Below are 783 nucleotides of genomic sequence, written 5' to 3'. Positions count from 1 at the left end.
ATCAACCTCGGCCTGGTCGGGTTCGCCGGCACGCCCTACCTGCTGGTCCCGCCGACCCCGCAACACCAGGCCACCATCGACGCGCTGAAGAAGCTGGATTTCGCCGACAGCACCGCCACCGGCGAGGCCATCTTCACCGCGCTGCACGCGATCAGCGCCACCGCGGTCGCCGGTGGCGACAAACCGCCGCCGGCCCGCATCGTGCTGCTCTCCGACGGCGGCGAGAACAAGCCTTCCAATCCCAGCGATCCGCACGACGGCGTCTACACGGCGGCGCGGCTGGCCAAGGACGAGGGCGTGCCGATCTCGACGATCTCGTTCGGGACGAAGGGCGGCGAGATCGAGATGGACGGGCAGCGCATCGCCGTCCCGGTCTCGACCGACCAGATGAAGATGGTGGCCAAGCTGTCCGGCGGGCAGTCGTACAACGCCGACAGCCTGGACTCGCTGAAGAACGTGTACTCGACGCTGCAGCGCCAGATCGGCTACGAAACCGTGAAGGGCGACGCCAGCCTGGCCTGGATGCTGCTCGGCGCGTTCGTCCTGGCCGGCGCCATCCTGGCCGGGCTCCTGCTGAACCGCAGGCTGCCCGCCTGAGTCAGCTGGGCAGGCGCCGGTTGATCAGCAGTGCCAGCGCGGTCGCGATCAGGGCGGTCAGCACGGCCAGCCGCAGCCAGCCGGAGCTGCCCGGCCCCGGCACCGTGCGGTAGCCGATCTCGTTCTCGATGGCGTTGTAGCTCTTTTCCAGCTCGCCCAGGGTGGTGGCGGTGTACGACTGCCCGC

1 protein-coding gene and 1 pseudogene are annotated in these 783 nt (G+C 69.3%); one reads left to right on the top strand and one right to left on the bottom strand.

The genetic code is table 11. The annotated features are described in order from the left end of the window. A partial coding sequence (locus A5624_RS08515; protein ID WP_156748941.1) for a VWA domain-containing protein occupies positions 1-597 on the top strand: 597 nt, incomplete at its 5' end. A gap of 1 nt (position 598) precedes the next feature. On the opposite strand, the pseudogene A5624_RS08510 reads toward A5624_RS08515, so the two are convergent. Next, positions 599-783, bottom strand: a pseudogene (locus A5624_RS08510) (hypothetical protein); the annotation flags it as partial.

Source organism: Mycobacterium sp. 1482292.6 (assembly GCF_001672995.1).
GTDB lineage: Bacteria > Actinomycetota > Actinomycetes > Mycobacteriales > Mycobacteriaceae > Mycobacterium > Mycobacterium europaeum_A.
Note: the sequence above shows the minus strand (reverse complement) of the source record. Positions and strands in the feature narration are given on the sequence as shown.